The sequence below is a fragment of the Paraburkholderia susongensis genome (assembly GCF_900177725.1).
Lineage (GTDB): Bacteria > Pseudomonadota > Gammaproteobacteria > Burkholderiales > Burkholderiaceae > Paraburkholderia > Paraburkholderia susongensis.
In genome coordinates this window covers 309,250-330,595 of sequence record NZ_FXAT01000005.1, presented here as the reverse complement: position 1 = coordinate 330,595, position 21,346 = coordinate 309,250, and the positions used below count along the sequence as shown (strand labels likewise).

Sequence of the window (21,346 nt, the reverse complement as noted above, 5' to 3'; positions counted from 1 at the left end):
TTCGTATCGCGAGGGATCGCTCCGCATGATCTGATTTTCTCCTTGCCGTTATCCATTCTTCGGAGCGTGATTCCTGAGTGGATCGCACCTGTGCATTCAATCAGTAATGCAGATTAAAAACGAAACAGCGTGCATGGTCGTGCACGTTCGATAACAACCGGCCGCCGCTTGTTCAGGCAGGCCTCCAAAAAAGTCATGGAGACTATGAAACTTCGGATTGCAGCAGGACTTGCGTTGTCCAGCATCAGCTCGATGGCGTTCGCGCAGAGCAGCGTAACGCTTTATGGCATTGTCGATACGGGTGTCGAATATGTTTCGCATGCGAATGCGGCGGGCGACAGCATCGTGCGCATGCCGGGCATCACGGGAGAAATGCCATCGCGCTGGGGCTTGCGCGGCAATGAAGGACTGGGCGGCGACTGGTCCGCGATCTTCACGCTCGAAAGCGGTTTCAACACGCGCAACGGCTCGCTGAATCAGGGCGGCCGTCTGTTTGGACGCCAGGCCTGGGTCGGCCTGAATACGCCGTACGGTGCGCTGACGTTCGGCCGCCAGTACACGATGACGTTCTGGGCGCTTTCGGATGCGGACCTGCTCGGCCCCGACATCTACGGTGGAACCGCTTCGTTCGACCAGTATTTGCCGAGTTCGCGCAGCGACAATACGATCGCCTACAAGGGCAGTTATGCGGGCTTCACGTTGGGCGCGACATGGTCGTTCGGCCGCGATTCGACGGGTACCGGCAATTCGCCGGGACAGGGAACGTGCGCGGGACCGGTGGCCGGCAGCGGACCGACCTGCCGCGAATGGTCCGCGATGCTGCGCTACGATCGCAACGGTTACGGCGTCGCCGCGGCCTACGATCAGCAACATGGCGGCCCAGGCGCCATGGCGAATATGTATGACGGCACGCCATCATTCGAATTGACGAACCCGAGCGATACCGACGTACGCATGCAACTGAACGGTTACGGCCACATCGGCAATCTGCGCCTCGGCGGCGGCTGGCTCGGACGGCGTGTCGACACGGTTTCGCCGACCACGCCGAACGTGCATTCGGATCAGTTCTATCTGACGGCATCGTATCCGGTGACGCCTGCATTTATCGTCGATGGCGGCGTGTATCACATCGTCAACGACCGCGACGATGCGCGCGGCACGATTGCCGCGCTGCGCACGACGTATTTGTTATCCAAGCGCACGGCGGTGTATTTGCAGGGTGCGTATCTGTGGAATAGTGCAAAGGCTGCATATACGGTGAGCCAGGGCGGTGGCGGCACGACGCCTGCGCCGGGGATGGGACAGCTTGGGTTGATGGCGGGGGTGCGGCACAGCTTCTGATTTCATGTTGTGCACCCGCGCAACTATGCGGTTGGACGTTCATTCCGAATGAAACCTGGTTTGGATTACGAAAATAACTTCGGGAAAACGTCCAGTTCTTTTTCTCCCATCATCCCGCCGCGCTCCTGTCGGGCGCGGTTGAATTCCCGATAGCCATCTCAGCGTATTTTCGTCTCTCGTCCTGTCGGCTGCCTGGACAATCCTGCCAATCATTAGACCGATAGCAACGGCATTCCTGCCATCGTTTCCCCGCACGCGCATGTCGCGCCCAACCACGTCAGAATAATCCCTTAGGGAAAACGTTAGGTAAGCGGGCTGTTTCTCCCTCAAACCGCCGCCGTGTCTGCCGCTCAAGGCATTCATCTCCTCGCTGCACAACTCCATTTCCAATCAGCGTCATTGACAGGTCAATTCCGCTTCGCTAAAAATGTCGTCAACTGACATATCAGATGACGACAAGAGGTGGAAATGAAAGTTGGAGTCGATGTCCGATCCGTTGATGGTCTTCAATGCGACGTCCTCGTGACAGGTGGGGGCGCTGCTGGCGTCGCGACGGCCGTGACGGCCAGTCGCCAGGGATTGAAAGTGATCCTGCTGGAACGCTATGGCTTTTGCGGCGGCGGGGCGGTGGCGGGGCTGTCGGGCACCGTGTGCGGCATGTATCTCGCCACCGATCGCGCCGGCGCAAAGCCAGAGGCAATCGTGTCCGGTTTTGCCCAGGAGTTCTGCGACGCGCTGGAACAGCGTGGTGGTCTCGCCGCGCCGGTGCGCTATGGAAAAACCTGGACACGGGTGCACGATCCGCTGGTGTGGCGAGACGCTGCCGATAGTCTGCTGGAAGCAGCAGGGGTCAAGGTGATCTACCACGCGGTGGCGACCGGCGTGCTGCTGGATGGAAACGAGCGTGTCGAAGGGGTGACTGCCTGGACCAAGCAGGGGCCGCTGCCGATTCGCGCGCGCATCACCGTCGACGCCAGTGGCGATGCCGATCTCGTCGCGATGGCCGGTTTCGATAGCTTCGTGGGCGACGGTTCCCGTGTGCAGAATCCGACGATGATCTTCAGGCTTCAGGGCGTGGACGTTGAACGTTTTACCAGCACTTATGGCGACGACACGATCATGGGCGAAGCGGTTTCCGCTCTGCTGCGTGAACGGCAACTCGCCGGTGACAACCTGCCGCGCTCAAAAATCTGGCTATTCCCAACGACGCGCCCCGGCGAGCTGTTATGCAATTGCACGCGAATTACCGGCTCTGACGGGCGCGAGCTGAATCCGCTCTTCTACGATGATTTCACGGAAGGCGAGCTGAACGGGAGGAAACAGGTTCAATCGTACGCAAAATTTCTTAAGGATTACATAGCAGGATGCGAAGAGTCCTTTGTCAATGATACCGGCGTTCAGGTGGGTGTGCGGCAGACGCGTCAGGTCGAGGGTGTCGCGAAGCTGATGAACGCCGACGTCGTCGGTGCGAGAAAGTTCTCCGACGGTATTGCGCTTTCGCCGTGGCCGATCGAATTGCATGCCGGCGCAAAGCCGAAAGTGGAATGGGTGCTCGACGACTACTACGAAGTGCCTTACGGCTGCTTCGTGCCGTCGCGCGGCGAGGGGCTGCTGATCGCGGGGCGCTGTCTGTCCGCGGAGCACGAGGCGGTCGCGTCCGCGCGCGTCACGGCTCAATGTTTTTCATACGGTCATGCGATCGGGCATGCGGCCACTCTAGCTATACGTGAGAACGTCGAGCCGCGCAACGTCGATGCGCAGGCAATACGAAGTGCGCTCCGGCGGGACGGCGTCCGTCTGTAGAAAAGATTGTGGTTGAAAAGGCAAACATGGAGGGTGTGTCAGTGATTATCGTGAACATGGGTAACGTCCGTCAGTTGACGTTGAACCGGCCCGAGCGGCGCAACGCGCTCGATGGCGATTCGATCGCGAAACTGGAGCAGGCGTTGCTGCAAGCCGACCGCGATCCGGGCGTGCGTGCGATCGTTCTCTCGGGAGCGCCGCCTGCCTTCTGTTCGGGCAGTGATCTGAAAGAACTCGCGATGATGTCGATTCAGGAGATGTGCGACTCCGAATCGGAGACCGCGCGCGTCGCGCGCTCGATCGTGGCACTGTCGAAGCCGGTGATCGCCGCAGTAGAAGGTTTTGCACTCGGCGGTGGCTTCGTTCTGGCGATCTCGTGCGACATCGTGGTGAGTGCATCGAACGTGCGCTGGCATCTTCCCGAAGTGCCGAACGGCTGGCTGCCGCCATGGGGGCTCCAGGCATTGCTCGCGCGTGTGGGCCCCGTGCGTGCCCGCCTGCTGACCTGGGCTGCGGAGGCGATGAACGGTGTCGAGGCGCACCGTCTCGGCATCGCTGACTATCTGAGCGAACCCGGTGACGCCGACCAGACGGCTCTTGCTCTCGCAGATCGGCTGGCAGCGCTTCCACCCGATGCGGTCGCGTCGACGAAACGCTTCTTCGAGCCCTTCGTTTCGCTCGACGGCGAGCGGCTCGACAAGCTGGCTTCCCGGCATTTCGCAGGCAACTGCGAAGGAGGAGCGGCTCAGAATATTTTTTCGAAATTCAAGGTGAAGTCATGAAGAAAACCATGTCGGCGGCACAGGCCGTCGCGTCGATTCAGGATGGGCAGACAGTGGCGTCGGTTGGCGTTATCGGCTGGGTTGTGCCTGACGCCACGCTCGAAGCGCTTGGCAAGCGTTTTCGCGAGACCGGTGCGCCGCGTAATCTCACGTTCTATTTTCCGTGCGGAACGGGTGATGCGGTGGACATTCGCGGAATGGATCACGTCGCGCAGGAAGGGCTGATGAAGCGCATCGTTTCCGGTTCCTACATCAATCCGGTGAATCCGCGAACCGGCGAGCGTCCGGCGCTGATGCGGCTCATTCAGGAGAACCGGATCGAAGCGTATTCGTGGCCGATCGGCGCGTCGATGCACTGGCTGCGGGAGGTCGCGCGCAAGAGCCCCGGCTATATGACGCGCGTCGGTCTGGGCACCTATGCTGATCCGCAATATGGCGGCGGAAAATTCACGAGCCGTTGCGAAGACGATCTGATTCAGAAGATTCGTCTGAACGACGAGGATCTGCTGTTCTATCCGAGTTGGCCCATCGATGTTGCGATTATTCGCGCGAGCAGTGCCGACGAATTCGGCAATCTGTCGTTCGAGGACGAGCCGCTGGTTTCAGCAAGCCTCGCGCTCGCATTGGCAGCGAAGGCGAGCGGCGGCCGTGTGATCGCACAGGTCCGCCGCATCGTGCCGGGCGGCGAACGCGCAGCGACGTCGGTGCGGCTGCCCGGCATGTTCGTCGATGCGCTCGTGGTCGAGCCGCAGATGATGATGAGTACCGACACGCCGTATGACGAAGCCTATCTGCGCGCGGCGGGCGTCGATGCACGTCTGCCCGCGATTCCGTTCGGTCCCGACAAGGTGATCGCGCGCCGGGCGGCGCTGGAAGTGCGCAAGCACGAGCTGTCGATTTTCGGCTTTGGTGCAGCCGCGGACGTGCCGCTCGTGATGGCGGAGCAAGGTCTCTTCGATCCGGAAAATGGTTCGGATGACTACTGGTTCACGACGGAGCACGGCTCGTATGGCGGCATCGTCATGAACGGCTGGCAGTTTTCGGCGAATCTTCGACCGCAGGCTTTGCTGGACGGTGTCACGCAATTCGACGTGATCGACGGAGGATTGTGTCGATTCGCGGCACTCGCGTTCGCAGAATACGATTCGCATGGCACGGTCAACGTCAGTAAATTCGGTAAGGTCAATCCGGGCGCGGGAGGCTTCATCGACATTGCGATGAACGCGCAACGGCTTGTGTTTACCGGCTCATTTACGACCGGCGGACTCGATATCGCATACGAGGCGGGTCGCATGAAGATCGTGAAGGAGGGTAAGGTCAGCAAGTTCGTCGATACGGTGCAGAGCAGAACTTACCAGGTAGCGAACGGTGTTGCCGCGGGGCAGAGCGCGCTGATCGTGACGGAGCGAGCCGTGTTCGAGCAGACCGCGCGCGGCCTTGTGCTGACCGAAGTGGCGCCGGGTGTCGACGTACGAAAAGACGTGCTCGATCTGATGGCGTTCGCGCCGGTTCAGATTCTCGATCCGCTGCCGCTGATGCATGAATCGCTGTTCGTGGAGAACGCCGACCATTGCACGGAAGCCGCGGTAGAAAGCTAGCCTTGCGAAGACAACGGCGCGGCGCCTGAGCAACGCATAACGATCATCGTCGCCAGAGCGTAAAGCGTAAAGCGTCGCGCCGATTCCAACAATCGTGCCTGCCGAATGCCACAGTTCAATGCGGCATCGAGTACAGCCCAACCATCCTGATCGCTATGGCGAGTCTGGAGGAGACAATCATGAAGTACCGCTGGTTCATCGTTTTCATGCTGTTTCTCGCGTGCGCGATCAGCTACCTCGACCGGGCCGCGCTCTCGGTTGCCGCGCCGCTCATTGCCCAGGATCTCCAACTCGACGCCGCTCATCTCGGCATTGTCTTCAGTGCGTTCTTTGTCGGCTATTCGCTGTTCTGTTTTATCGGCGGCTATGCCGCGGACCGTTTCGGCGCGAAGCGGGTGCTGGTCGTCGCGATCGCCCTCTGGTCGATCTTTTGTGGCTTGACCGCCGCAGCGGCGAGTCTTGCAAGCCTGCTCGCAATCCGCGTGATATTCGGCGCAGGGGAAGGGCCGCTCGCCACGTGCACGAACAAGATAATCAGCAACTGGTTCGAACGGAAAGAGCAGACCACGGCAGTGGGCTTTGCGAACTCGGGCCTGCAACTGGGCGCGGCATTGGCTGGGCCGATCGTCGGGATGATGGCCTTGCACTGGGGCTGGCGCATTCCATTCATCGTGATCGGCGTGGTGGGCCTGCTATGGGTGCTGATGTGGTCGATCTTCTCGACGGACCGGCCTGAACATAACCGCTGGATGCGCGGCGCGATCTCGCCGGCATTGGACGTGCGCGACGATCATGCGCAATCCACCGCACAACCACAGTTGTCGTTGGGCTCGTACCTGAAGCGCCCGACGATCTGGGCGACCTCGCTTGCCTACTTTGGCTATGCGTACATCCTGTACTTCTTCCTGTCGTGGTTCCCGAGCTATCTGATGATGGAGCGGCATCTGAGCCTCTCGTCGATGAGCATCGTCAACGTCATTCCCTGGTTGCTCGGATTTGCGGGGATCGCACTGGGCGGCCTGACGTCGGATCTGATTTTCCGCTGGACCGGCAATGCGCTGAAGTCACGCAAGATCGTGATCGTCGGCGGTCTGCTGGTTGCCGCGGCATGCGTCGCGTGCGCTGGCACGGCAACCAGCGTTGGTGCGGCGGTGGCGCTCATGGGTATCACGGTGTTCTTCATGAACCTCACGCTGAGCGTGTACTGGGCGATCATCCTCGATACAGTCGAACCTGCGAGGATGGGCGGCGTGGGCGGCTTTATGCACCTGCTCGCCAACACAGCGGGGATTCTCGCGCCGATCCTCACGGGCTTTCTCGTGCAATGGACGCATGTCTTCACGAGCGCGTTCCTGCTGAGCGGCGGCGTGGCTCTCGCGGGTGGGCTTGCGGTAGCCGTCTTCGTAGGCCCGCCGCGTGAGGATACCGAAGCGCATAGCCGCGGCGTGGAGATTGCGCAGCCACAGGCTGAATAGCCGCAAGAGCGAATGGTATCGGACGGCGGTCTGCCCGGTTATGCGGCAGGGCCGCCATTCGCGCGATGTAAGTTATCAGAAAGTATCGAGTGCGGAGCGGGTGAATCGCTCGATGAACTGCATCAGTCCATGCGCCGCCGCGGCAGCCCGATCGCCGTCGCCATCGGCAATGGCCGTCAGCACGTTGGAGTGCAGCTGCGCGCCTTCGACGTACGCGCGATTCTGCGCAATATGGTGATACCAGAAGCGGCGTGACTGCGCGTGAATCGGCAGCATGCTGGTGATCAGCATGCTGTTGTGGGTGGCGCGAACTTCGGCGTCGTGGATTTCTCCGCCAGTCCTGATCCATGCTTCCATGTCACCGCGCTCGCCAGCGGCGGTCATCTGTTGCGCGAGTCGTTGCAGATTCGCGCGTTCTTCCGGCGTGGCCCGTAGCGCGGCGACGCGCACGACGAGTTCTTCGAGCGGGCGCCTGACCTCGAGCAGTTCGAGTTGCTGGCGAATGTCGACGCCGGCGACGAGCGTGCCGCGGCGCGGCAGCATTTCGACGAAGCCGATCTGCCGTAGCCGCTGGAGCGCTTCGCGCACAGGGGTGCGCCCCATTTCCATTTCTGCGGCAAGCTGGCTTTCGGAAATCATCGAGCCGGGCGGCAGCTTGCGCGTGATGATCATTTCCTCGATCTGCACGAATGCGACGTCGGCCAGCAACTGCTCGGGCGGATTGACGGGTTCGCGTCGGGCGGTGTTTCTGGTGGAGCTATTTTTCTTCATGTGGACGGACAGAACGATGAACTCACGGATTATGCCCCGGTGAGCCGGAAAGTGGCGTGCTGTCGTCAGGATACACGTCGGCGGCGGGCGGCTCGTGCGCGACGGCGCTATAGGTGATGCCACCGGGTGATGCCACCGGGTGGTGCCACCGCCTTCACGACGGAGAGTCCGCGCGATATGGCGGAGACCGCCGCCGCGAGCCGCCGCTCACCGCTTTCTCAATTCCCCTGGATGAACTCCGGCAACGGACGCGAGTTCGGCGTCGGAAATCCGCCCGCATTGGTCGGCAGACGCTGCGTCTGGAACGCGGTAAATATGGCGGCAAATCCGTCAGCGCGCTGAACGATGACCGCGCCGTCCTGAAACGCGCCGTTTTCCTTGTAGTGCGGGCCCGGCGGATTGCCCTGATTCATATGGGTTTCGTGAAGACCATCCTTCTGCGGCAGAAATAGAAAACCGAACCCGTAGACCACGATGCCCGTCACCGTCGGTGTCCAGAAGTCGCGGTTGTGCAATTGACCGCTGCCATTGTCGAACGGAAGACTTTCCGGCTTCTGGCTTTCGTCGATGCTCAGGATCCCGTCGATGACGTCGTTCACGTCGGCGCGATTGCCATTTTCATCCTCGTAGGGAATCGGCCGCATCCGGTGAATGTCGAGCAGGCTGCTGTCCTGCCAGTAATCGAGCCGCGGAAAACCGCTCGTGTACAGGCCCGGAGCGAGCGCCTGCAATTTCGCGGTGAGCGGATCGGTGAAATTCAGGTCGGCATAGAAATACACCTCGTCGCTGCCATTTGCCGCGGGGTCGGTCGATGCCGAATTCACGACGAGGTTGAACGGCTTGTTGTCGTTGCCGCTCACCGTAATCACATAGTGCGGACTCCCAATATAGGTGTCCTTGAAAGGAGCCGCGCGTAGCAGCGTCCCTTTGAACATGCAGTATTCGTTCATGACTGGTGAACCTTGCTGAAGTTGAGTGGCAAGCATAAGCCGACGTTCATCGATAAACAAGCGCAGTGCATGTCACACGTTTGCAACGTTCATCGGGGCTAGATGAGTGCTCCGTGATGACGGGGATGCAGCTGGAGAACTGGGCGCACCGGTACTTTTGTCCGGGCGCTATCGCGGTCTCCAGGCTTGCCGTCTTCAAAGAACGACGTCAGTCGAATAGTGTGGAGGACGGGTGAAAGCGATTGCTTTTTCTAACAATGACATGGCGGTCATTGCATGGACGTTGGGCGGCAAGCTGAAAGGATGTCTCGGCTTCGCCATCACCCGTATCGATGTGCTGGCCGGAACGGAAACGCCGCTTCCCGCGATGGCGACGTTCAAGGGGCAGGCCGCGGGTCCGGGACGCACCACGTTCGTAGACCCGATCCAGAAGTTCTTCTGGAAGGACGTCACCGCGATTCGCGGCAGAACTTACCGCTATCGGGTCGTGCCGATGGGCGGGACGCCCGGCAATCTGAAGCCGCTGCCCTATGGTCCGCTGCTGTCCAACCAGATCCAGTTGACGCCGGATTATGGCGCGCTGTCGGTCTATTTCAATCGCGGCATTCTCGCGACGCAATCCACCGCCAATGTACTCGAGGCGACGCCGGGCGGCGGCAAGCTCGTCGACAAGCTGCAAACGCATATCTACAAGATTGGCGACCCGCTTCGCAACGATCTGGCCGGAGAGATGATCGCGGCGCTCACCACGCTGCCGAAAGAGGCGGCGCAAACGGGCGCGGCTTTGCAGTGCGCGTTTTACGAGCTCGACGATCCCGAGGTGATCGCGTGTCTGAAGCCGTTGCAGCGCTCGTTGAATCTGATTCTGTCCAATATGCCGGGCGAGGACGCGAATCATCAGAAAACCAACGACGTCTATGCGCCCGAGCGCGCCGACATGAAAGCGGCCGGTGTCAAAGTTATCGATCGCTTCATGGCGAGTAACCATATCGGACACAACAAGTTTCAGGTGCTGCTGCAAAGTGGCAAGCCTACGGTCGCATTGTTCGGTTCGACCAACGTGACTGCGCATGGTCTGTGCGCGCAGACGAACAACACGATCATTGCGCGCTCGCCGGCGGTGGCCAACGTGTATAGCGACTACTGGGCACGCCTGAAGAAAGACACGCTGGCTCCCGGCCCGAAGATAACCGGACCGCAGGCGAAGCCCTTGCGTTCCGCCGATGCGAAAGGCCTCGCCACCGTCGATCTCGAAGACGGTAGCGGGACGATCGACATCTGGTTTTCGCCGAACACGCCGAAAGCGAGGTCCAGCAAACCGCCAGCCGATGAAGCATGTCCGCCCGATCTGCAGGAACTCTTCGATCTGATCGGCAAGGCCCAGCAGTCGATCGTTTTTCTCGTTTTCGAGCCGGGCTATCCGAGCATCATCGATGCGATTGCGGCCGCACAAAAGGCGCGGCCAACGCTATTCGTGCGCGGCGCGGTCACCGCGGCGAATGCGGCCGGCGAGTTCTACGCGGCGATCCACGATGGAGAGGTGCCCGTGAAAACGCCCAGGAAAGGCGATCCGCCGTTGCCCGAAGATTTCCGCGTGATTCATACGACGGGTGTCACCAAGGGGGATGCCTTCGCGCAATGGAAGCAGGAGTTGAACCGCGCGGGTAATGCGGTCGTGCACGACAAGATCGTCGTCATCGATCCGTTCACGGATCACTGCGTCGTCGCGATGGGCAGCCACAACGATGGCTACAAGGCGTCCTATAACAACGACGAGAACCTGAACATCATCAAAGGGCACCGCTCCGCGGCCGAGGCTTATGCCGCGCATTGCCTCGATGTCTACGATCATTACGCGTGGCGCTACTGGCTCGAAACGCGCAAGAGCAAAGCGTGGCATTTCCTCGCGTCGGACGACGCGTGGCAGGACGCGTATTTCGCAGCCGACAACACGGTGAAGTCGGCTGAACTCGCATTCTGGTTGAGTGCGACGCCGAAGTCGGAGGCCTTGCCGACGCCTCATGCGGAAGGCTCGACACGCAACCGGCCGGCGCTGCAATTGTTGACGGGCGGTTTGTCTCCGGCGGTCGGACCGCATTCGTTGAAGCCGGCGAGGCACGGCAAATTCGCCGCAAAGCGGCGGCGCGGTGAAGGACGGTGATGAAGCGTCACGACGCCGAGGCTCGCGAGCCGATGCCGCTATTCGCCCGCATTCGCGCGCACGCCTCGCAAGATGCAAAACATAAATATTGAATCGAGATAAACATATCGAAATAGAATGATTCTCAGCGCGGTTTTTCGTCGCTACGCTGTGCTGCATATCGACAGCGAGGACCTATGACCGCATCCGTTCCAACGTCTATTTCGACGCGGCGGCGCAAGCTGCTGCGTTCGCTGGCTGCCGCGCCGTTCGCCATGGCGTGCGCAACCGCAAGCATGCGCGATGCCCGCGCGGCAGATGACGTGAGCCTCGTGCTCGGCGATCAGGCGGGCGGCACGCGGGCGCTCGTCGAAGCAGCCAAAGTGCTCGACGGCACACCGTACGCGTGGCGTTGGGCCAACTTCCAGGGCGCGGCGCCGCTCTTCGAGGCGCAACGCGCGGGCTCGGTCGATCTCGCCCCGGCCGGCGACCTGCCGGTGCTTGCCGCGGCCATCGGCGACCCGTCGCTGAAAATCGTGGCGACGCGCGTGGGTTCGGGCGCGCAACTCGGCATTCTCGTCGCACCGCATTCGACGATCCAGTCGGTCGCCGATCTGAAAGGACGCACCGTTTTCGTTTCGTCGGCGCGCGGCAGCATTTCGCAGTTCCAGTTATACGGCGCGCTGGCCGAAGCGGGTCTGTCGAAAGACGACGTGACGGTGCGCTTCATTCTGCCCGTCGATGCGTTCGCGGCCTTCGCCTCGGGCGCGATCGAGGTGTGGGCGACCTTCGATCCGTACTACGGCATCGCCGTGCAGCGCGGCGGACGTGTCCTGCGCGACGGCAGCGGCATCAACAGCGGGCTCGGCTTCATCACGGCATCGGGCGAGTCGCTGGCGGACCCGCGCAAACGCGTCGCGATCGCGGACCTGCTGCTCCGTTATCAGCGTGCGGGAAACTGGGCACTCGCCAACCCCGACGCCTACGCGCAAATCTACGCGACGCTCACGCGCTCGCCGCTCGATGCCGCGAAGCAGATCACGAGGCGCGCATCGCTCAAGCAGCATTTCGTTATCGACAGCGACATCGACGCGCTGCAAAAAGTCGCCGACCGCGCGTATCGCGATGCGATCCTGCCGCGCCGCATCGACGTGCGCGCGATCTCGGAGACCCACCTTGCCAGCACCTGAGCTCGCCCTGACGGAGCGTCCCGCCATGTCTACCCAAACGCAGACTCTCGAGCTTGCCGGTTTGCCGGCCAACGCCGAACTCGCGACGCGCGAGCACGGCAAGCGCCTCGTCGCGCTGCTGGCCGCGCTCGGCTGGCTCGGCGGCGCGGCGGTGACGCAATGGTGGCCCGCGCTCGACGACTGGCCGTACACGCGTGAACTGCTGATTCTCAAGCTCGTGCTCGCGGTGCTGTCGCTGGCGATCGGCGTGGCGGGCTGGCGTAGCGGAGCGTCGGCGCAAGCGCAGACGCATGCGGGAAGCGGGCGTCTCGAAGTGTGGTTCAAGGCGTGGCTCAGGGCGCGGCTCAATACATGGCTGAGCGCGGCGGCATGGCTGCTCGCGCTGTCGCTCGGGATAACGGCGTGGGAAATCGCCACGGCGCAGCTCGAATGGCTGCCGCGCCCGTTCTTCGCGCCGCCGCAGGCACTGATCGCGGTCTATGCCGACGATCTGCCGCGCCTCGCGGCGAGTGTCGCGCATTCCTTCGTACTGCTCGCTTATGGCTACGCTGCGGGCGCGCTGACGGGCTTCGTGATTGGCGTCGCCATCGGCTGGTCGAAAGCGGTCGGCTACTGGCTGCATCCCGTGCTGCGCCTGGTCGGGCCGCTGCCTGCCACTGCATGGCTGCCGCTCGCGTTTTTCTTCTTTCCGTCGAGCTTCAGCGCGAGCGTGTTCCTGATCGCACTGGCGACGGCGTTTCCGGTTGCCGTGCTCACGTGGTCCGGTGTGGCGAGCGTGAACTCCGCGTACTACGACGTGGCCCGCACACTCGGCGCGAAGCCTTCGTTCCTGATTCTTCGCGTGGCGATTCCCGCTGCGTTGCCGTCCGTGTTCGTGGGCCTCTTCATGGGCCTCGGCGCTTCGTTCGCGGTACTGATCGTGGCCGAGATGATGGGCGTGAAGGCAGGCCTCGGCTGGTATCTGCAATGGGCTCAAGGCTGGGCCGCCTATTCGAACATGTATGCCGCGTTGCTCGTGATGGCGCTGATGTGCTCCGGGCTCATCACGCTGCTGTTCCGCGTGCGCGATCGTCTGCTCGCCTGGCAAAAAGGAATGCTGAAATGGTAGTGGCCTCTCAAGCGCAGTCTCAGGAGCGCCCCGCCGCCGATACCCGGCAGGGCGCGCGTATCGACGTACGCAACGTCAGCCACCGCTTCGCTCTGCGCGGCGCGGCGTTGCCTGTTCTCGACGACGTCAGTCTGACGATCGAGCCCGGCGAGTTCGTCGCGCTGCTCGGTCCGAGCGGTTGCGGCAAGTCGACCTTGCTGCGCCTCGTTGCCGGACTCGAAGCGCCGGCGCACGGCGCGATCCACGCGGATGGAGAGCTCGTCACTGGACCCGATCCCTCGCGGGTCGTCGTGTTTCAGGATCCGACGCTGTTCCCGTGGCGCACCGTGCGCGGCAACGTAGGGCTCGGCCCCGAGGCGCGGCGCACGCGGCGCGACGCGGGCCAGCGCATCGATGCCGCGCTCGAACTCGTCGGTCTCGCCGCATTCGCGAACGCATTTCCGCATCAACTGTCGGGCGGCATGGCGCAGCGCGCGGCGCTCGCTCGCGCGCTCGTCAACGATCCGCAACTGCTCGTGCTCGACGAGCCGTTCGGCAAGCTCGATTCGCTGACGCGCATCCGCATGCAGGGCGAACTCGTGCAGCTATGGCAGGCACAGGGATTTTCGGTGCTGTTCGTCACGCACGACGTTGAGGAGGCGCTGTATGTGGCGAATCGCGTGATCGTGCTGAGCGAGCGTCCGGCGCGCATCGTCGCGCAGGTGCGTAACGATGCGCCTTATCCGCGTCATCGCGACGACCCGGCGCTCGTGGCGTCGCGCCGCGAGGTGCTGGCGCTGCTCGGCCTCGACACATAACACGCGCGCCCGCGCGTGCTCATAGACCATCACATCACACATCAGGGGAAGCAAAGCGATGAATCATTTCGACGACGAGCGCGCACCGGCGAACCTCGCACGTCGCGCATGGCTGCGCAACACAGCGTGGGCCGCGGGAGCGGCGGCGTTGGGCGGCGCTGCATTCGGGCTGCCTGGCGTGCGCGCCTCGGCCGATGAAGCGCTCAAGCCGCTCAAACTCTCGTGGAATGCGGGCGCGATCTGCACCGCGCCCGTGCCGGTCGCCGCGCAGCAGGGATTTTTCCGCAAGCATGGTTTGCAGGTGGAACTCGTCAATTTCGCGGGCTCGACCGATCAATTACTCGAAGCGATCGCAACGGGCAAGTCCGATGCCGGTGTCGGCATGGCGTTGCGCTGGATCAAGCCGCTCGAACAGGGATTCGACGTCAAGCTGACGGCGGGCATTCACGGTGGCTGCATGCGGCTGCTCGCGACGCGCGCTTCCGGCATCGTCGATCTGCAGGGACTCAAGGGGCGCACCGTCGGCGTGAGCGACATGGCGAGCCCGGCGAAGAATTTCTTCGCGATCACGCTGAAGAAGCTCGGCGTCGATCCCGACAACGATGTGCGCTGGCGCCAGTACCCCGCGCCGCTGCTCGGCGAAGCGCTGAAGAAGGGCGAGGTGCAGGCGATTGCCGATGGCGACCCGACCATCTGGACATTACGCGAGACCGATCATCTCCAGGAAGTGTCGAACAACTTGTGCGGCGAATACGCGAATCGTGTGTGCTGCGTGCTCGGCGTGCGCGGCTCGCTGATTCGCAAGGACCGCGCGAGCGCGCAGGCGTTGACGCAAGCGCTGCTGGAGGCGACCGAGTGGACCGCGAATCATCCGGCCGAGGCGGCGGCGATCTTCGCGCCGAATGCGCCCGGCGCGAACGTCGCGCAATTGACTGCGATGCTGAAGAGCCACACGGATCGCCATCATCCGGTGGGTGACGCGTTCAGGAAAGAGATCGCGCTTTATGCGGACGATCTGAAATCGGTCGGCGTGTTGAATGCCGGTACGAGTTCGGACCGGTTCGCGACGCGAGTGTTTTCGGACGTGCTGGTTTAAAGGACTGCGGACTGCGCGCGGGTTTCGCGCGCGCCCACGTGGGCACGCACCTTTGCCCACACCTCAGTCATCACGCGGCAATGGCCTCGCTCGCGGCCTCTTTTCGAGCCACCGCGCTGCGCACGAGCGGCAACAGATCGCGCCCATAAGCCAGCGCATCTTCGAGCGGATCGAAGCCGCGAATCAGGAACGTCGACACGCCGAGCTTGTGATATTCGAGCAACGCGTCGCTCACCTGTTGCGGCGTGCCGACCAGCGACGTCGAATTGCCCGCCGCGCGCGTGAGCGCGGCGATGCCTGTCCACAGACGCCGATCGACGACACTGCCCTTATCCGCTTCGGCCAGCAGCCGCTGCGAACCGACGTTCTTCGGATCCTTAGGCCGCCGCGTGAAATTCGGCGACGCTGCGACGACATCCTTCGCGCGCTCCAGAATCGATTCGGCACGCGCCCACGCGGCGTCTTCCGTTGCCGCGATGATCGGGCGCAGCGACAGGCTGAAGCGGATGTGCTGCTCGCGTCCATGCTGAGCGGCGGCCTTGCGCACCTTCGCGATCGTTTCCGCGACGGCCGCGAGCGATTCGCCCCACAGCGCGTACACGTCGGCATGCTTGCCCGCTACTTCGATCGCTGCGTCCGAGGAGCCGCCGAAGTACACCGGTAAATGAGGCTGTTGCAGCGGCCGGATCTGCGACTTGTGACCCGTGACGCGGTAGTACGCGCCTGCGTGATCGAACGGCGTGTCGCTCGTCCATGAACGTTTGACCACGTCGAGATATTCGTCGGTGCGCCGGTAGCGTTCGTCGTGCGGCAGGTAGTCGCCGTCTCGCTGCTGTTCGATGTCGTCGCCGCCCGAGATGATGTGCACGGCGGCGCGTCCCGCGCTGAAGTGATCGAGCGTGGCGAGCTGCCGGGCGGCGAGCGTCGGCGCGACGAAGCCGGGGCGATGCGCGAGCAGGATACCGAGGCGCTTCGTCTGCTGCGCGACGAACGACGCAATCTGGAAACCATCGGGCGATGCGCTCGAATGCGCGATCAGCACGCGGTCGAAGCCGCCGTATTCGTGCGCCTGCGCAACGGCCGCGATATAGGGCGGATTGAGCGCTGGTCCTTGCGGCAAATGGATTTCGCTCGATTCCTGATGGCTCACGTAGCCGATAAATTCGACGCTCATCTGCGTATGCTCCTCATAGGGGTGACGGGACGGCTTGCGCGGTCAGCGCGTGGTGAAAGCAGCGAAGGAGGCGAAGGCGGCACGGCCCAGATTGCCGAGCACGGTATCGTTCTGCGGCGTGTGAATGCGCGCGCACAGCACATCGCGATAGTGGCGCTCGAGCGGGTTGCCGCGGCTGAGCCCCGGGTTGCTGCTCGCTTCGAGTGCGAGTTCGACGGCCTCGATCGCGTGCTGGCTGACGAGGTACTTGATCGCCGGCGCTTGCGCCGCGTCGACGAGACCTGCCGCGCCCGCATCGAGCAGCGTGCGGTTGTTGAACAGCAATGCTTCGATGCGGCCGGCGGTCTGCTGAAAACGATCGAGGCTCGCGAGCGGCGCGTCGAGCCCTGAAGGCACACGCTGCGCGGCCCATTGCACGAACCAGTCGCGCGCGGCGCGCGCGACGCCGTCATAGATCGACGGCAGCAGCACGTTCATCCAGAGGCTCGTCGCGGGGTCCATGCCGGTGGCCTGGCTGGGGAGCTGCAAGTCGACGGCGTGCTCGAGCGGCACACGCACGTTCTCGAAGATCACTTCGTGGCTGCCCGTTGCGCGCATGCCGAGATGATTCCAGGGCTCGCCGAAGCGGATGCCGGGCGTATCGCGATGCACGAGCCATGCACCGACGCGCGGCGATGCCTCGTCCGTGCGCCCCCATACCGCGAACCACGTGAGGCCGGGGCTGCCCGTCGAATAGAGCTTGCGGCCGTTCAGCCGCCAGTGATCGCCTTCGATCCGCCCAATCGTCGCGGGCAGGCCGCCGCGCGACGGCGAACCGAGTTCGGGCTCGACGCGCAGCGAGTTGATGAGCGCGCCGCGTTCGACGGCATCGCGCGCGATGCGTTCCTTGAGCGCCGCCGGCCAGTTCGGATTGGCCTGCAAACGCAGATGGTAAAGACACTGCATCACGAGGATCAGCGCCGTGGACGGTTCGCCGCGCGCGACCGCGCCGACCACGCGCAGGGTTTGCGCGAGCGTGGCTTCGCGGCCGCCGAGCGCGCGCGGCACCGTGAGCGAAAGCAGACCCGCGCGGCGCAGGCGCGCGAGGTTGTCGTGCGGGAACGCGGGGCCGGCATCGAGTGCGGCGGCGCCCGCGGCGAATTCGCGGGTCAGCGCGTCGAGCCAGGCGGTGGCTCCTGGACTGTCGAGATCGGCGAGCGCATCGAGTGCGTCGGCATCGCGTTCGACTTCGGCGAGAGCGTTATCGGGGTGACGGCTCGTCATCGTGAGGGGAGCGGTGGCGGGTGGCGGGCATGCGTGCGAAGTCATCGCGCGTCGAGCGGGAATTGCCGGTCGAAGCTCTGCGTGACATCGAGGCGCGTCTTGATGACATCGGCGCGGTGATAGAGGTCGGCGGTCTTCTGCTGTTCGGCGACGAGTCCATCGTCGATCGCGACGGGGTGCAGTTGCGCGCGTTGGTAGACCGTCTTCAACACTTCGGGCGGCAGGCCCGTGACCTTCGATTGCATCGCGGCGACTTCGTCGGGATGCGCGAGCGCCCAGCGCTGGCCGGCTGCGACGCGCTTGAGGAAGTCGGCGATTTCCGCACGCTTCCCCTTGATCGAGCTTTCCGTCGCCGCCTGAAAACTGAGGCCGGACGAAAGATTGATGCCGTTGGCGATGGCGCGGTCATGATCTTTCTGTTCGGCGAGCGCGACATACGGATCCCACGTGGACCACGCATCGACATTGCCCGACGCGAGCGCCGCCTTGGCGTCGGCGGGCTGCATGAAACGCAGCGAGACGTCGGAGAGCTTGATGCCTTCGCGCTCCAATGTCGCAATCGCGAGGTAGTGGCCGATCGAGCCGCGCGTCGTCGCGATGCGCTTGCCCTTGAGATCGGCGGCGGTTCTGATCGGCGACGCATCGGGCACGATGATCGCGAGATCGCGCGGCGTGGAGCGCGTCGCCGCCACCGCGCGCACCTGCGCACCCGCGGCATAGGCGAAGATCAGCGGTGCGTCGCCGAGTCCGCCGACATCGATCGCGCCTGCATTGAGCGCTTCGCCGAGCGGCTGCGCGGCCGGAAAGTTGAACCATTCGATCCGGTACGGCAGGTCTTTGAGTTGCCCGGCCGCTTCGAGAATGCCGCGAGTCTGCAACTGCTGGTCGCCGACCTTCAACGTGGTTTCGGCAAGCACCGCATGCGGCGCGGCCGCCATGAAAACGAGCGCGACGGGCGCGCCGAGAAGAAGGCCGGAGAATTTCCGTAGAAGCCGATTCGCGAGAGGGGGCATGGAGTACGAAGGAAGGTAGGACATGAGCGGCGCTGCGCGGGCAAGGTAGCGGAAAAGCACACGATACGGACACGGCTTTTATAAGGCAAACGCATTGTTCTTCTTTGTTAATATGCGAGAGAGGAAAGCGCGCGCCACTTGAACATAAGCGCCGCGGCACGCTAAGCTCATGCAACGGTCATGCAGCGGTCATGCATATGTGAGCCGCACCAACGTTCCATCAAACGACAAAACAACCCATGAAACTCGATGAAATCGAGGCCTTCGTCGCCGTCGTGCGCAGCCAGTCGCTGAGTCAGGCTGCCGAGTCTTTGGCGCTCACGCAGCCCGCCGTCACGCGGCGTATCCAGAACTTCGAGGAAGCGCTCGGCGTCGAGCTGCTCGACCGCAACACCAAGCCGCTCAAGATCACGCCGATGGGCCGCGTCGTCTACGAACAGTGCCGCGCGATCGTGCGTGAAGTCGACGCGCTCAGGCATCTCGTGACCGACGACGCACCGCTCGCCGGTGTGCTGCGCCTCGGCGTCGCGCAGACGGTCGCCGACGTCGCGATGCTCAAGGCCTTGCATGCGTTGAGAGGCGCGCATCCCGAGTTGCAGGCGCGCGTGTCGACGGGGTGGGGCAATCCGCTGCTGCAAAAAGTCGAAGATGGAGAACTCGATGCCGCGATCGTGCTGTTGCCGGCCAATCGCGTATTGCCCGAAGCGCTGGCGGGAGAAGCGCTCGGCGAACTGAAGCTTGCGGTTGTCGCGCAAAAGGGCAGTCTGAAGAAGCGCTCGCATACGCTTGCCGAATGCCAGTCGTACGGCTGGGTGCTCAATCCCGACGGCTGCGGTTTTCGCGCGGGCTTGCAGCAGGCGCTCGCCGCGCAAGGCTATGCGCTGAAACTGAACCTCGAAACGCTGGGTACGGAACTGCAGTTGGGGCTCGTCGCCGATGGCGTCGGGCTCGGACTGGTTCCGTTGCCGTTATTGCACGTCAGTGCATATGCCGCGCAACTCGACGCGATTCAGGTCAGCGATTTCAAGCCCGAAATCGCGGTGTGGATCGTGAGATCGCGCGCGCTCGGTAAGATGCAGTCGGCGCTCGCGGTGCTCGCGCAGAGCGTCGGGCAGAGCTTCAAGGCGGCGCGTTTGTCGCGCGCGGCCTGAGCGCGTCGATGCGGGCGGGCGTTGTGGTTGTGCGTTATATCGCCAGCACCGCATGCGCCGTTCAGATCACGAAGAAGCCGTGCGTGCCATCGCGATCGAGTTGCGCGACAAGGCCGTACTCCCATTCCAGATACGCGTTCATCGCCTCGCGCGCGTTGCCGGTGCCTTCATACGGACGCCGGTAGCGATCGATGCGCGGTGAAGCGAGGCGCGCGTCACCGGCTTCGGTGGGCAGGCCCGCACGAATCCATGCCGACGTGCCGCCTTCGAGCACATGCACGGGCTTACCCGTCAGCGCCGCGATTTCCGGTGCCGCGAAGGGCGCAAGCGCACTCGTCGCGCACGTGACCACGTAGCGTTTCGCATCGGGCAGCGCGCGCAGATCGTCGGCGTCGTTGGACAGGCGCGAGCGCACGATCCAGTAAGCGCCCGGAATATGGGCCTTCACGTGATTCGCGCTGGCCGTGACGTCGATCACGATGGTGTTGCTGGAAGCGTCGGCAATGAGCGAGGCCAGTTCCTCGGCGGACACGGTGGACGTTGGCGCCGGATCAGGCTTTGCGCCGCGCCACGCGCCGCTCGCGGTGAGCTCCGGCGCGGCTGCGCTGTCGACCACGTACACCTCGATGTTCATCTGTGCGAGCCATGAGGCCGTCATGTTCGCGCGCACGCCGTCGTCGTCGAACAGCACGACGCGCGCACCGCGCACGGGCGCGAACATGTCGGTTTCCTGAACGAGCTGGCCGCCGGGTGCGCCCTGAAAGCCCGGTGCGTGCGCATGCTCGTATTCGGCGGGCGTGCGCACGTCGAAGCGATAGGTCGTTCGCGACGATTCGGCAGCCCAGCGCGCAGCTTCGTCGAGCGTCGTGCGGCTTACACCTGCACGGTCGGCCAGTGCGCGCGCCGCATTGCGCGAAGCGGCGAGATTCTGAGCATCGAGTCCGGCCGGCGGATCGAATTGCCGGTCGCTGCCGTGTTCGAGTGTCTGTCCCGCGAGCGTCCAGCCGATCGTGCCGTTGCGCAGCGCCGCGACCGGATTCGGCAACCCCGCGTTGACGAGCGATTGCGCGCCGATGATGCTGCGCGTGCGGCCCGCGCAGTTGACGATCACGCGTGTGCCGGGATTCGGCGCGAGCGCTCGCGCGCGCAACGCGAGTTCGGCGCCGGGCACGCTGATGCTGCCGGGGATGTTCATGGTCTGGTATTCGTCGAAGCGGCGCGCGTCGAGCACCACGACGTCGTCGCCGTTCTTCAGCAGCGTTTCCACCGTTTCAGCCGAGAGCGAAGGTGTGTGCCGCCGCGCTTCGACGAATTCGCCGAATGCCTTGCTCGGCACGTTCACGTCGCGAAACACTTCGCCGCCCGCGCGAATCCAGCCGTCGAGACCGCCCGCGAGCAACGCGACATGGGTGTAGCCAAGCGCTGCGAGCTTGCCGGCCGCGCGCGCGGCGAGTCCTTCGCCGTTGTCGAACAGAACGATCGGCACGTCGCGGCGCGGCAGACGCGTATAGGCATCGAGTTCGAGCTTCGAGAGCGGGAAATTGGCCGCAAAAAGCGGATGAGCCTGCGCGTGCGGGTCTTCTTCACGCACATCGAGCAGCGCGATTTCGCGGCGTGCGAGCAGCGCTTCGCGCACGTCCTCATAGGTGCGAACCGGATAGGTCGTCATGAATGATGCAGTTCCTTGCTGAGGT

17 protein-coding genes are annotated in these 21,346 nt (G+C 63.4%); 11 read left to right on the top strand and 6 right to left on the bottom strand.

Going from position 1 to position 21,346, the window contains the following annotated elements; translation table 11 throughout:
• Window positions 1-204 precede the first annotated feature (204 nt).
• The 5 genes from B9Z01_RS17715 to B9Z01_RS17695 all read left to right on the top strand — a co-directional run bounded on the left by B9Z01_RS17715 (window position 205) and on the right by B9Z01_RS17695 (window position 6,999).
• Window positions 205-1,341 (top strand): porin, encoded by a 1,137-nt coding sequence (locus B9Z01_RS17715; protein WP_085485339.1) that lies wholly within the window; start codon window positions 205-207, stop codon window positions 1,339-1,341.
• A gap of 468 nt (window positions 1,342-1,809) precedes the next feature.
• On the top strand, window positions 1,810-3,144 hold the full coding sequence (locus B9Z01_RS17710; RefSeq protein ID WP_085485337.1) for an FAD-dependent oxidoreductase: 1,335 nt from the start codon (window positions 1,810-1,812) through the stop codon (window positions 3,142-3,144).
• Between the two features lie 41 nt (window positions 3,145-3,185).
• Window positions 3,186-3,926 (top strand): enoyl-CoA hydratase/isomerase family protein, encoded by a 741-nt coding sequence (locus B9Z01_RS17705; protein WP_208626063.1) that lies wholly within the window; start codon window positions 3,186-3,188, stop codon window positions 3,924-3,926.
• Window positions 3,923-5,524, top strand: coding sequence for a CoA-transferase (locus tag B9Z01_RS17700; RefSeq protein WP_085485333.1), 1,602 nt, complete (start codon window positions 3,923-3,925; stop codon window positions 5,522-5,524). The genes B9Z01_RS17705 and B9Z01_RS17700 overlap by 4 nt, the downstream gene beginning before the upstream one ends.
• 179 nt (window positions 5,525-5,703) lie before the next feature.
• Window positions 5,704-6,999, top strand: a complete 1,296-nt coding sequence (locus tag B9Z01_RS17695) for an MFS transporter (protein WP_085485331.1) — start codon at window positions 5,704-5,706, stop codon at window positions 6,997-6,999.
• A gap of 75 nt (window positions 7,000-7,074) precedes the next feature.
• On the opposite strand, the gene B9Z01_RS17690 is transcribed toward B9Z01_RS17695, so the two are convergent.
• Both B9Z01_RS17690 and B9Z01_RS17685 read right to left on the bottom strand, forming a co-directional pair.
• Entirely contained in the window at window positions 7,075-7,770 is a 696-nt protein-coding gene (locus B9Z01_RS17690) for a GntR family transcriptional regulator (protein WP_085485329.1), read from the bottom strand.
• Between the two features lie 218 nt (window positions 7,771-7,988).
• On the bottom strand, window positions 7,989-8,720 hold the full coding sequence (locus B9Z01_RS17685) for a DUF2278 family protein (RefSeq protein ID WP_085485327.1): 732 nt from the start codon (window positions 8,718-8,720) through the stop codon (window positions 7,989-7,991).
• Between the two features lie 232 nt (window positions 8,721-8,952).
• On the opposite strand from B9Z01_RS17685, the gene B9Z01_RS17680 reads away from it, so the two are divergent.
• The 5 genes from B9Z01_RS17680 to B9Z01_RS17660 all read left to right on the top strand — a co-directional run bounded on the left by B9Z01_RS17680 (window position 8,953) and on the right by B9Z01_RS17660 (window position 15,051).
• A complete protein-coding gene (locus B9Z01_RS17680) occupies window positions 8,953-10,881 on the top strand; it encodes a phospholipase D-like domain-containing protein (protein ID WP_143808967.1) in 1,929 nt (642 codons plus the stop codon).
• Window positions 10,882-11,057: 176 nt separating this feature from the next.
• Entirely contained in the window at window positions 11,058-12,050 is a 993-nt protein-coding gene (locus tag B9Z01_RS17675) for an ABC transporter substrate-binding protein (protein ID WP_085485323.1), read from the top strand.
• 25 nt (window positions 12,051-12,075) lie between these two features.
• Window positions 12,076-13,158, top strand: coding sequence for an ABC transporter permease (locus B9Z01_RS17670; protein ID WP_085485321.1), 1,083 nt, complete (start codon window positions 12,076-12,078; stop codon window positions 13,156-13,158).
• On the top strand, window positions 13,152-13,955 hold the full coding sequence (locus B9Z01_RS17665) for an ABC transporter ATP-binding protein (protein ID WP_085485319.1): 804 nt from the start codon (window positions 13,152-13,154) through the stop codon (window positions 13,953-13,955). Before B9Z01_RS17670 ends, B9Z01_RS17665 begins: the two co-directional genes overlap by 7 nt.
• 58 nt (window positions 13,956-14,013) lie before the next feature.
• Window positions 14,014-15,051, top strand: a complete 1,038-nt coding sequence (locus B9Z01_RS17660; protein ID WP_085485317.1) for an ABC transporter substrate-binding protein — start codon at window positions 14,014-14,016, stop codon at window positions 15,049-15,051.
• Window positions 15,052-15,121: 70 nt separating this feature from the next.
• Here the strand turns inward: B9Z01_RS17660 and B9Z01_RS17655 are convergent, their stop codons facing one another.
• The 3 genes from B9Z01_RS17655 to B9Z01_RS17645 are packed head-to-tail and all read right to left on the bottom strand — an operon-like array spanning window position 15,122 to window position 18,525.
• Entirely contained in the window at window positions 15,122-16,225 is a 1,104-nt protein-coding gene (locus tag B9Z01_RS17655) for an LLM class flavin-dependent oxidoreductase (RefSeq protein ID WP_085485315.1), read from the bottom strand.
• Window positions 16,226-16,267: 42 nt separating this feature from the next.
• Window positions 16,268-17,488 carry an acyl-CoA dehydrogenase family protein gene (locus B9Z01_RS17650; protein ID WP_085485313.1) on the bottom strand — a complete coding sequence of 407 codons (1,221 nt, stop codon included), beginning with the start codon at window positions 17,486-17,488 and terminating at the stop codon, window positions 16,268-16,270.
• A gap of 41 nt (window positions 17,489-17,529) precedes the next feature.
• Window positions 17,530-18,525, bottom strand: a complete 996-nt coding sequence (locus B9Z01_RS17645) for an ABC transporter substrate-binding protein (RefSeq protein ID WP_244196053.1) — start codon at window positions 18,523-18,525, stop codon at window positions 17,530-17,532.
• A gap of 215 nt (window positions 18,526-18,740) precedes the next feature.
• Here B9Z01_RS17645 and B9Z01_RS17640 point away from each other — a divergent pair, with 215 nt between their 5' ends.
• Window positions 18,741-19,652 carry a LysR family transcriptional regulator gene (locus B9Z01_RS17640; RefSeq protein ID WP_085485311.1) on the top strand — a complete coding sequence of 304 codons (912 nt, stop codon included), beginning with the start codon at window positions 18,741-18,743 and terminating at the stop codon, window positions 19,650-19,652.
• A gap of 61 nt (window positions 19,653-19,713) precedes the next feature.
• Here the strand turns inward: B9Z01_RS17640 and B9Z01_RS17635 are convergent, their stop codons facing one another.
• Window positions 19,714-21,321 carry a rhodanese homology domain-containing protein gene (locus tag B9Z01_RS17635; RefSeq protein WP_085485309.1) on the bottom strand — a complete coding sequence of 536 codons (1,608 nt, stop codon included), beginning with the start codon at window positions 21,319-21,321 and terminating at the stop codon, window positions 19,714-19,716.
• Between the last annotated feature and the right edge of the window lie 25 nt (window positions 21,322-21,346).

What these genes read in the sequence shown, in the direction of transcription:
- B9Z01_RS17710 (WP_085485337.1), top strand. Translation starts at nt 1,810, where the DNA reads ATGAAAGTTGGAGTCGATGTCCGATCCGTTGATGGTCTTCAATGCGAC.
- B9Z01_RS17690 (WP_085485329.1), bottom strand. Translation starts at nt 7,770, where the DNA reads ATGAAGAAAAATAGCTCCACCAGAAACACCGCCCGACGCGAACCCGTC.
- B9Z01_RS17715 (WP_085485339.1), top strand. Translation starts at nt 205, where the DNA reads ATGAAACTTCGGATTGCAGCAGGACTTGCGTTGTCCAGCATCAGCTCG.
- B9Z01_RS17700 (WP_085485333.1), top strand. Translation starts at nt 3,923, where the DNA reads ATGAAGAAAACCATGTCGGCGGCACAGGCCGTCGCGTCGATTCAGGAT.
- B9Z01_RS17685 (WP_085485327.1), bottom strand. Translation starts at nt 8,720, where the DNA reads ATGAACGAATACTGCATGTTCAAAGGGACGCTGCTACGCGCGGCTCCT.
- B9Z01_RS17660 (WP_085485317.1), top strand. Translation starts at nt 14,014, where the DNA reads ATGAATCATTTCGACGACGAGCGCGCACCGGCGAACCTCGCACGTCGC.
- B9Z01_RS17695 (WP_085485331.1), top strand. Translation starts at nt 5,704, where the DNA reads ATGAAGTACCGCTGGTTCATCGTTTTCATGCTGTTTCTCGCGTGCGCG.
- B9Z01_RS17635 (WP_085485309.1), bottom strand. Translation starts at nt 21,321, where the DNA reads ATGACGACCTATCCGGTTCGCACCTATGAGGACGTGCGCGAAGCGCTG.
- B9Z01_RS17655 (WP_085485315.1), bottom strand. Translation starts at nt 16,225, where the DNA reads ATGAGCGTCGAATTTATCGGCTACGTGAGCCATCAGGAATCGAGCGAA.
- B9Z01_RS17640 (WP_085485311.1), top strand. Translation starts at nt 18,741, where the DNA reads ATGAAACTCGATGAAATCGAGGCCTTCGTCGCCGTCGTGCGCAGCCAG.
- B9Z01_RS17645 (WP_244196053.1), bottom strand. Translation starts at nt 18,525, where the DNA reads ATGTCCTACCTTCCTTCGTACTCCATGCCCCCTCTCGCGAATCGGCTT.
- B9Z01_RS17665 (WP_085485319.1), top strand. Translation starts at nt 13,152, where the DNA reads ATGGTAGTGGCCTCTCAAGCGCAGTCTCAGGAGCGCCCCGCCGCCGAT.
- B9Z01_RS17675 (WP_085485323.1), top strand. Translation starts at nt 11,058, where the DNA reads ATGACCGCATCCGTTCCAACGTCTATTTCGACGCGGCGGCGCAAGCTG.
- B9Z01_RS17650 (WP_085485313.1), bottom strand. Translation starts at nt 17,488, where the DNA reads ATGACGAGCCGTCACCCCGATAACGCTCTCGCCGAAGTCGAACGCGAT.
- B9Z01_RS17670 (WP_085485321.1), top strand. Translation starts at nt 12,076, where the DNA reads ATGTCTACCCAAACGCAGACTCTCGAGCTTGCCGGTTTGCCGGCCAAC.